Raw genomic sequence first — 9421 nt, forward strand, 5'->3', positions numbered from 1 at the left:
AACGGCGCCAGCACCGCCCACTGCCCATCCGTCAGCACCCCCGTCATTCGCCATCCCATCCGTTGCTCACCACATAGCAGACGGGAACAGACTTCAGGAGCTAACGGGGCCTAGTAGCGTCTACCTCCAAGAATCTGCCGTCGCACCGCTCAAGGTAGCTGGTGGGACGCTGGATCTGGAGGTGCCGGCTTGAGCCTTGCCCAAGCGTGACTACAATAGTCGCGCAGAGGAGCAAGCCATGCATGAGATCCAGCTACGCGACGCCAAGGCCACGCTCTCGACCGTGGTGGACGAGGCTATCAACGGCCAACCCTCGGTGATCACCCGCCATGGCCGCAAGGCGGCAGTGGTCATCTCGTGGGAGGAATGGCAGCGCCTGTCTCAGGTACCGTCCTTTGGCCGCTTGCTGGCCTCCCTCCCGGTCGGGCCGGAAGACCTGCCTGAGCGAGACCCGTCGTCGCTGCGTGAGGTAGACGTCTGACCTCATGGAGGTCGATCCGCCCCGCTACCTGATCGACACCAACGTGATCTCGGCGGTGGCTCCGACCAAGAAAGAACCTCCTCTGGCTACGATGGTCCATTGGCTGGGCCTGCACACAGACCGGCTCTTTCTATCGGCGGTGACCATTGCCGAGCTTACCGATGGGGTGGCCAAGCTCAGGCGGAAGGGCGCCACTCATAAGGCCGCCCGTCTTGATGATTGGCTGGGGCTGGTCCTACACCTCTATGCGGATCGAGTGCTGCCGTTGGACCTCCATGTTGCCAAGACCACCGGCCAGTTCTCCGACCTGGCGCGTGGCCAGGGACATGCTCCCGGCTTTGCCGACCTCGCCATTGCTGCCACTGCCTCCACCCATGAGCTGGTGCTGCTTACCCGGAACGTCCGACATTTCGAGTTCCTGCCGGTCGAGGTGGTTGATCCCTTCGCCGATCTGCCCAATTCGCCTCTGGCCCCCCGGCTCTGAGCTCTGGCCCAGAAGCCTTCCCAAGCTGCCGCCTCCTCCCGCGCTCTGCTCGGCCTGAAGACCGAAAGGCTATCTGTTCCAGGCTACTTCAATGAAACCTGTTACGCTCGTTCAGTTGATTAGATATTTAGGATACTTTTGGTTAAATGATGCATTACTGCTATTTGTATTGCATCAATAGCTTGTTTGCGATATTATAATCAAAAAATTTCATATATTATTACCAGATACCGTATTGATTAATACTAAATTCTTCGTGAAATGATTTTTTTAATGCCTGATATTTCTGATGATGTTGCCGCCTCCCCGGGGCCGCAGCTCTTTATGCAATCCTTATCCTATGCGGGTGGATCTCACGTGGTCTGCTTATGCGGTTCAGCCCTAGAAGGGCTGCTCCACCACGGAGGTCGACCATGCTCGACATCATCTACCTTGCGACGGGTAGCGGCTTCTTCCTGCTGATGGCCGGCTATCTACGTCTAGTCGCGCGGGCATGACAGCCATGCTCGACCTGGTCCTGGGCGGCCTCGTGGCATTCGGCCTGGTCGTCTACCTCGTGGTGACGCTGGCATCGCCCGAGAAGTTCTGAGCGCGCCTGTTTCAAGAGAAGATCGCCATGACCACCGATGGCTGGCTGCAGATCGCCCTCCTGTTCGCCGTCGTGCTGCTCGCCGCGGCACCGCTCGGCGGCTTCATGGCGCGCCTCCATGCCGGCGAACGCACCCTCCTCACCCCCCTCCTCGGTCCAGTCGAGCGCCTCCTCTACCGCCTGGCCGGGGTCAACCCCGCCGCCGAGCAGAACTGGCTCGGCTACACGCTCGGCATGCTCGCCTTCAACGCGGCGGGCTTCCTGCTGCTCTACCTCCTGCTGCGCTTCCAAGGCGTCCTGCCGCTGAACCCGCAGGGCTTCCGGGGTCTGGCCCCTGACCTCGCCTTCAACACCGCGGTCAGCTTCGTGACCAACACGAACTGGCAGGCCTATGCCGGCGAGGTCACCATGAGCCATCTGAGCCAGATGGCCGGGCTCACCGTGCAAAACTTCCTGTCCGCCGCCACCGGCCTCGCCCTGGCGCTGGCGCTGGTGCGCGGCTTTGCCCGTTCCGGTGCCGGCACGGTCGGCAACTTCTTCGTCGATATGACCCGCTCGACCCTCTACGTCCTCCTGCCGCTGGCGGTCGTGACCGCCCTGCTGCTGGTGGCGCTGGGCGTGCCGCAGACGCTCGATGCGTCCGCGACCGCGACCACGCTGGAGGGTGCGCAGCAGACCCTGGCGCTGGGACCGGTGGCCTCACAGGTCGCGATCAAGCAGCTCGGCACCAATGGCGGCGGCTTCTTCAACGCCAATGCCGCGCACCCCTTCGAGAACCCGACCGCGCTCGCGAACCTCGTGCAGACCTGGCAGATGCTGGTGGTCGCGACCGCGCTGGTCTTCGCCTTCGGCCGCATGGTCGGCGACCGCCGCCAGGCCCGGGCATTGCTGGCGGTCATGGGCCTCCTGCTGCTGGCCGGCACCGCCGTCACTTATGCCGCGGAAGCGCAAGGCACCCCGCTCCTGGCGTCCCTCGGGCTGGATCCCGTCGGCGGTAACATGGAGGGCAAGGAAGTCCGCTTCGGCCTGGCGCTCTCGGCCTTGTGGGCCGCCGTCACCACGGGCCTCAGCTGCGGTGCGGTCAACGCCATGCACGGCTCGTTCACCCCGATCGGCGGCATGATCCCGATGCTGCTGATCCAGCTGGGCGAGATCCTGCCGGGCGGCGTCGGCTCCGGCCTCTATGGCCTGCTGGTGATGGCGATCATCGCCGTGTTCGTCGCGGGGCTGATGGTCGGGCGGACCCCGGAATATCTCGGCAAGAAGATCGAGGTGCGCGAGGTCAAGATGGCCGTGCTCGCCATCCTGATCCTGCCGGTCGCCATCCTGGGCTTCTCGGCAATCGCCGCCGTGCTTCCCGCAGCCCTGGCCGGCCTCGGCAATGCCGGCCCGCACGGCCTGTCCGAGATCCTCTACGCCTACTCGTCGGCAGCCGGGAACAACGGCTCGGCCTTCGCCTCCCTTTCGGCTAACACGCCCTGGTGGAACACGACGCTGGGCTTGGCCATGCTGCTGGGCAGGTTCGCCTATATCGTGCCGATGATGGCGATCGCCGGCTCGCTCGCCGCCAAGACCCGCGCCAGGGCGTCGGCCGGCACCTTCCCGACCCACGGGCCTTTGTTCGTCGGCCTGCTCGCCGGCGTGATCCTCATCCTGGGCGGCCTGCAGTTCTTCCCGGCCCTGGCCCTCGGCCCCATCGCCGAGCAGGTGCAGATGCTGGCCGGCAAGACCTTCTGACCGTCTCCCTCAGGAGCAATCGACATGACGGCCAACACGGCCTCCCCGGCTAGGCCTGCCCTGCTGGGGCAGGCGGCGATCGGCGCCCTGCGCAAGCTCGACCCCAGGGAGCTGGTGAAGAACCCGGTCATCTTCGTCACCGAGATGGTGGCGCTGCTGGTGACCGTCCTGTTCCTGCGCGACCTGCTGGCCGGCCAGCCCACCGGCTTCAGCCTGCAGATCATGGTCTGGCTGTGGTTCACGGTCCTGTTCGCGAACTTCGCCGAGGCGATCGCGGAAGGCCGCGGCCACGCCCAGGCCGACACGCTGCGCCGTGCCCGCACCGACACCGTCGCCAAGCGCCTGCCCGACCGGCACCGGCGGGACCGCGTGGAGCAGGTGGCGGCCCTCGACCTGAAGGTCGGCGACCTCGTCCTGGTCGAGGCCGGCGACCTCATCCCCGGCGACGGCGAGATCGTGGAAGGCATCGCCTCGGTCAACGAGGCGGCCATCACCGGCGAATCCGCGCCCGTCATCCGCGAATCCGGCGGCGACCGCTCCGCGGTGACCGGCGGCACCACGGTGATCTCCGACTGGCTGGTGGTGCGGATCACCGCTGCCCCCGGCTCGTCCTTCCTGGACCGGATGATCGCGCTGGTGGAGGGGGCTAGCCGCCAGAAGACCCCGAACGAGCTGGCGCTGACCGTGCTTCTGTCCGGCATGACCCTGATCTTCACCATCGCCGTGGTCACGCTGGCCGGGCTTGGCCGCTATGCCGGCGCGGAGCTGGCCGTGCCGGTGCTGATGGCCCTGCTGGTGACCTTGATCCCGACTACGATCGGCGGGCTGCTCTCGGCCATCGGCATCGCCGGCATGGACCGGCTGATCCGTCACAACGTGCTGGCCATGTCCGGCCGCGCGGTCGAGGCGGCCGGCGACGTCGACACGCTGCTGCTCGACAAGACCGGCACCATCACCTTCGGCAACCGGATGGCGACCGAGGTGATCGCGGTGCCGGGTGTCCTCGAGCGGGAAGCGGCCGAGGCCGCCATGCTGGCGAGCCTGGCCGACGAGACCGCCGAGGGCCGCTCGATCCTGGCGCTGGTGCGCGACCGCTACGGCCTCACCCTGCCGGACCAGCCGCCCGCGGGCGCTGCTTTCGTCGCCTTCTCCGCGGCCACCCGCCTGTCCGGCGTCGACCATGGGCCACGCAAGCTACGCAAGGGCTCCATTGATGCCGTGCGCCGCTTCGCCGCCGGCCTGGCCCGCGGCCCGGTGGCGGAGCCGGCGGCGTTCGCCGCCGCGGTCGAGCGCATCTCCCGGGCCGGCGGCACGCCCCTGGGTTTATGCGACGGGGGCCGGCTGCTGGGCGTCATCCACCTCAAGGACGTGGTGAAGCAGGGCATCAAGCAGCGCTTCGCCGAACTGCGCCGCATGGGCATCCGCACGGTGATGGTGACCGGCGATAATCCCGTCACCGCCGCGGCAATCGCGTCCGAGGCCGGGGTGGACGACTTCATCGCCGAGGCCACCCCGCAGGACAAGCTCGCCTATATCCGCGCCGAGCAGCGCCAGGGCCGCCTCGTCGCCATGTGCGGCGACGGCACCAACGACGCCCCCGCCCTTGCCCAGTCCGATGTCGGCGTCGCCATGCAGTCCGGCACCCAGGCCGCCCGCGAGGCCGCCAACATGGTCGACCTGGACAGCGACCCCACCAAGCTCATCGAGATCGTCGGCATTGGCAAGCAGCTCCTGATGACCAGGGGCGCGCTGACCACCTTCTCCATCGCCAACGACGTCGCCAAGTATTTCGCAATCATCCCGGCTCTGTTCATCGCGGCGATCCCCGAGCTGGCCGTCCTCAACGTCATGGGCCTGGCGACGCCTGAGAGCGCCATCCTGTCCGCAGTGATCTTCAACGCGCTGATCATCATGGCGCTAATCCCGCTGGCGCTAAACGGCGTGCGCTACCGCCCGGCCGATGCCGGCACCGTGCTCGCCCGCAACCTCGGCATCTACGGACTAGGTGGGATCCTAGTGCCGTTCGTCGGCATCAAGCTGATCGATCTTGCCGTCACCGCCCTCGGCCTCGCCTGACAAGGAAGCCTGCCATGCGTGAACATCTCCGCCCGGCGGTCGTGCTGCTGGCCGTCTTCACCCTGCTCACCGGCCTGGCCTACCCGCTCGCGATCACCGGGATCGCCCAGACCCTGTTCCCGACCGCCGCCAACGGCAGCCTGGTCGAGAAGGACGGCAAGGTCGTCGGCTCGGCCCTGATCGGCCAGTCCTTCACCGACCCCGCCTATTTCCACGGCCGCCCTTCCGCTGCCGGTGCCGGCTACGATGCCGCTGCCTCCTCGGGCAGCAACCTCGCCCCTACCAGTGCCAGGCTGGCCGACCGGCTCCGCGCCGATGTCCAGGCGCTGCGCGATGCCGGGGCTCCTGCTACGGTCCCGGTCGATCTCGTGACGAGCTCGGGCAGCGGCCTCGACCCGCATCTGTCGCCGGCCGCAGCCCTCCTGCAGGTGGACCGGGTCGCCCAGGCCCGCGAGATCGCGCCGGATGCGCTCCGCCGGCTGGTGCTGGAGCATGTGGAAGGACGCGAGCTTCGCATGCTCGGCCAGGAGCGGGTCAACGTGCTGCTGCTCAACCTAGCCCTCGACCGGGCCTTCCCGCGGCCAGCCGGGCCGGCGCTGTCCTGAGCCGCCACCCCCATGAACCAGCCCGACCCGCAGCGCGCCTCGCCCGAGGCCCTGCTCGACCAGGCCCGCCAGGAAGGGCGCGGCAGGCTGCGGGTGTTCATGGGTGCTGCCCCGGGAGTCGGCAAGACCTACGCCATGCTCCAGGCAGCACGTGCCGCCAAGGCCGACGTGGTGATCGGCGTGGTCGAGACCCACGGGCGCCAGGAAACCCAGGACCTGGCCGAGGGCATCGAGGTCCTGCCCAGGAAGTCGATCCTCTATCGCGGCCGCCTGGTGCCCGAGTTCGACCTGGAAGCGGCCCTGGCCCGCCGGCCTGGCCTGCTCCTGGTCGACGAGTACGCCCATTCCAACGTCCCGGGCAGCCGGCACCCCAAGCGCTGGCAGGACGTCGACGAGCTGCTGGATGCCGGAATCGACGTCTGGACCACGCTGAACGTGCAGCATGTCGAGAGCCTGAACGACGTGGTGCAGCGGATCACCGGGGTCCGGGTGCGCGAGACCGTGCCCGACGCGGCGTTCCAGGATGCCCACGAGATCGTCCTGGTCGACCTGCCGCCGGACGAGCTTCTCAAACGCCTGGCCGAGGGCAAGGTCTATGTCCAGGACACTGCCACCCGCGCGGTGCAGAGCTTCTTCAAGCCCAGCAACCTTCTGGCCCTGCGCGAACTGGCGCTGCGCCGGGTGGCGGCCCGGGTCGACAGCGACCTGGTCGCGCGCATGCAGGGCGGCGCCATCGAGGGACCCTGGGCGGCCGGTGAGCGGATCATGGTCTGCGTCGGCCCGGACGGCTCGGCCACGCGGGTCGTGCGCGAAGCCAAGCGGCTGGCCGACCTGACCGGTGGCTCCTGGTTCGCGGTGAGCGTCGAGCAGCCCGGGCGGACGATCGACGCCCAAGGCCGCCGCAGGATCGCCGAGGCCGTGCGCCTAGCCGAGAGCTTGGGCGGCGAGGTCCGGCAACTGGTGGCCGCCGACCTGGCAGGCGAGCTCCTGCGCTTCGCCCGCTTCCAGAACGTCACCCAGATCGTGATCGGCCAGGCAAGGGCCGGCCGGTTTCGTGCCCTGTTCGGCCGCACGCTCGCCGATGCGCTGGTCAAGAGCGGCAACGGCATCGCCGTCCACGTCCTGACTTCGGATTCCCGGCAGGCCGAGCCCGTCCGGCTCGCCTTGCCGGCCCTGGGATCCTGGCGCGGCTACCTCGTGGCTGCCCTGGGCGTGGCGGCGGTGGTCCTGGTCGGCACCTGGATCGAGCGGTTCGTGGCGCTGCCGAACATCTCCATGCTGTTCCTCATGGCGGTGCTCGTCCCGGCGATCCGCTTCGGGATCTGGCCGGCCGTGTTCGCCTCCTTCCTGTCGTTCCTCGCCTACAACTATTTCTTCATCAATCCGGTGCGCACCTTCACGGTGGCGCGCCCGCACGAGCTCCTGGCGCTCGGCATCTTCCTGATCGTGGCCGTGCTGACCTCGGCCATTGCCGGCCGGGCGCGCGAGCAGGCCGATGCCGCGATCGTCCGGATGCGGGCGACTCGGCGCCTGTACGAGTTCACCCGCAAGCTCTCCGCGCTGGCCGACGAGAAGGCGTTGGTGGAAGGGGCGGTGGCCGAGATTGGTGCCATGCTGGACCGGTCGGTCGTGATCCTGCGCGACGGCCGCAACGGGCTGGTGCCGGCCGCCGCCGTGCCGGCCGGGAACCGGCTGGACACCGCCTCGCTCACCGCCGCGCGCTGGGCGTTCGAGCACGACGAGCCGGCCGGCGCCGACACCGGCACGCTGCCGAGCGTGCCCTGGCTATTCCTGCCGCTGCGCCAGCAGGAGCGGCGGATCGGCGTGATCGGCATCGAGGTGGAGCCGTCCGGCGAGCCCCTGGACGGGGAGATGCGCACCCTCCTGGATGCCCTGGCCGGCCAGGCCTCGATCGCCCTGGACCGTGCCGGCCTAGCCCGGGAGATGACCGACGTGCGGATGGCGGCGGAAACGGAACGGGTGCGCAACATCCTCCTGGCCTCGATCTCCCACGACTTTCGCACGCCGCTGGCCTCGGTGCTGGGGGCGGCTAGCAGCCTGTTGGACTATGGCGAGCGGATGAGTGCCGCCGAGCGGCAGGACCTTTTGGCCCAGGTGCGCGACGAGGCCGAGCATCTGGACGGGATGGTGCGCAACCTCCTGTCGATGACCCGGCTGGAAGCCGGCGCGCTCGACCTGCGCAAGGACTGGGTCGATCTGGAGGAGGTGCTGAACCGCGTGGTCGCGGTGGCCCGCCGGCGCGGGGCGACCCAGCGGTTCACCCTGCAGGTACAGGCCGGGCTGCCGCTGGTCTTCGCCGACCAGAACCTGCTGGGCCAGGCCCTCGGCAACGTGGTCGGCAATGCCATCCGCCATGCTGGGCCGGCCGCGAATGTGGTCGTGGCCGCCCGGCAGGAAGGCTCAGCCGTGCAGGTGTCGATCACCGACGATGGTCCCGGCATCGATCCGGCCCTTCTCCCCCACGTGTTCGAGAAGTTCGCTCGCGCCGCGCAGGGCAGTGCCGACGGCGGCGAGGGCTCCGGTCTGGGCTTGGCCATCGCCAAGGGGATCATCGAGGCCCATGGTGGCGCCGTACAGGCGCAAGGGAGCGTGGAGAACGGCCGCGGCGCCCGCATCGTGATGACCCTGCCGATCGGAGAACGAGATTGAGCCGGCAGCGCGTGCTGGTGGTGGATGACGAGGCGGCAATCCATCGCTTTTTGGGCCCGGCCTTGGTTGCGAACGGTTACGAAGTCCTGCGCGCCGATACCGGAGAAGCGGGCCTCCAGGCGATCGCCACGCGCGCACCCGACATCGTCGTCCTGGACCTTGGCCTGCCCGACATGGACGGTAAGGAGGTGCTGCGGCGCCTGCGAACCTGGTCGCAGCTGCCCGTCGTGATCCTGTCCGCCCGCGACCGCGAGGCCGAGAAGATCGAGGCGCTCGACACAGGCGCCGACGACTTCGTCAACAAGCCGTTCGGCGCCGGCGAGCTGATGGCCCGGCTGCGCGCGGCCTTGCGTCACCGGATGCAGACCGCAGGCGAGGTGCCGGTCCTGCGCGTGGAGGATCTGGAGATCGACCTGCCAAGGCACCGGGTCATCCGGGGTGGCAGGGAGTTGAAGCTGACCCCCAAAGAGTTCGACCTGCTGGCCCTCCTCGTCCGTCATGCCGGCAAGGTGGTCACCCACCGCCAACTGCTGACGACCGTGTGGGGCCCGGCACATGAGCACGACACTCAGTACCTGCGGGTCTATGTCGGCCAGCTGCGGCAGAAGATCGAGCGGGATCCGGCGGCCCCGGCACTGATCGTGACGGAGCCAGGCATCGGCTACCGCCTGGGGTGGTGGTGAGAAGCTCGGGTAGAAGCATCTCCGTTGGGTCTACCCCAGCAAGACGGCTGATCGAGACGCCCTCTCCTGTCTCACATGGGTTGTTCTTGATCTTCC

The 9421-nt window shown here is 68.2% G+C and carries 8 protein-coding genes; all 8 read left to right on the top strand.

Features of this window, described 5'->3' with window-relative positions; genetic code table 11:
- The first annotated feature begins 238 nt into the window (after positions 1-238).
- The 8 genes from EQG76_RS30690 to EQG76_RS30725 all read left to right on the top strand — a co-directional run bounded on the left by EQG76_RS30690 (position 239) and on the right by EQG76_RS30725 (position 9325).
- Complete coding sequence (locus EQG76_RS30690; RefSeq protein ID WP_159719017.1) at positions 239-481, top strand: type II toxin-antitoxin system Phd/YefM family antitoxin; 243 nt, start codon at positions 239-241, stop codon at positions 479-481.
- Between the two features lie 4 nt (positions 482-485).
- Positions 486-965, top strand: a complete 480-nt coding sequence (locus tag EQG76_RS30695) for a type II toxin-antitoxin system VapC family toxin (RefSeq protein ID WP_159719018.1) — start codon at positions 486-488, stop codon at positions 963-965.
- Positions 966-1458: 493 nt separating this feature from the next.
- Positions 1459-1554, top strand: coding sequence for a K(+)-transporting ATPase subunit F (gene kdpF / locus EQG76_RS30700; RefSeq protein WP_200841269.1), 96 nt, complete (start codon positions 1459-1461; stop codon positions 1552-1554).
- Positions 1555-1581: 27 nt separating this feature from the next.
- On the top strand, positions 1582-3291 hold the full coding sequence (kdpA, locus tag EQG76_RS30705) for a potassium-transporting ATPase subunit KdpA (protein WP_159719019.1): 1710 nt from the start codon (positions 1582-1584) through the stop codon (positions 3289-3291).
- A 24-nt stretch (positions 3292-3315) separates the two neighbouring features.
- Positions 3316-5367: a potassium-transporting ATPase subunit KdpB gene (gene kdpB, locus EQG76_RS30710; RefSeq protein ID WP_159719020.1), complete on the top strand. Its 2052-nt coding sequence runs from the start codon at positions 3316-3318 to the stop codon at positions 5365-5367.
- Positions 5368-5381: 14 nt separating this feature from the next.
- Entirely contained in the window at positions 5382-5972 is a 591-nt protein-coding gene (gene kdpC, locus EQG76_RS30715) for a potassium-transporting ATPase subunit KdpC (protein ID WP_159719021.1), read from the top strand.
- 12 nt (positions 5973-5984) lie between these two features.
- On the top strand, positions 5985-8642 hold the full coding sequence (locus tag EQG76_RS30720; RefSeq protein WP_159719022.1) for a sensor histidine kinase: 2658 nt from the start codon (positions 5985-5987) through the stop codon (positions 8640-8642).
- Positions 8639-9325, top strand: a complete 687-nt coding sequence (locus EQG76_RS30725; protein WP_159719023.1) for a response regulator — start codon at positions 8639-8641, stop codon at positions 9323-9325. Before EQG76_RS30720 ends, EQG76_RS30725 begins: the two co-directional genes overlap by 4 nt.
- Positions 9326-9421 lie beyond the last annotated feature (96 nt).

This window comes from Geminicoccus flavidas (assembly GCF_009806515.1).
Lineage (GTDB): Bacteria > Pseudomonadota > Alphaproteobacteria > Geminicoccales > Geminicoccaceae > Geminicoccus > Geminicoccus flavidus.